This window comes from Marinobacter iranensis (assembly GCF_029207565.1).
GTDB classification, from domain to species: Bacteria; Pseudomonadota; Gammaproteobacteria; order Pseudomonadales; family Oleiphilaceae; genus Marinobacter; species Marinobacter iranensis.
On the sequence record NZ_JANCMW010000392.1, the window covers coordinates 1 to 239 of the forward strand.

At 57.3% G+C, this 239-nt stretch carries 1 protein-coding gene; it reads right to left on the bottom strand.

All coding sequences use genetic code 11. The features are described from left to right. On the bottom strand, window positions 1-239 hold a 239-nt coding region (locus NLU14_RS22845), incomplete at both ends, for a hypothetical protein (RefSeq protein ID WP_476738666.1).

Genomic DNA, 239 nt, shown 5'->3' on the forward strand with positions numbered 1-239 from the left:
CCGCGCCCAGCCAGTTGATCGGGGAAGAGATCAGATGGTATTTCATCAGGAACTGATTGGCCATGCCGTTGTAAGCGTTGAAAATAATGAAGAAGACGATGGACATGACGGAGGCGCTGATGATCGTCGGCAAGAAGTAACTCGCCCGGAGCAGCTGCCTGCCGCGGAACGCCTTATTCAGGACGACGGCCAGGACCAGCGAGATCGGCAGCGTCAGGATAAGCTTGCCGCCGGCGTAG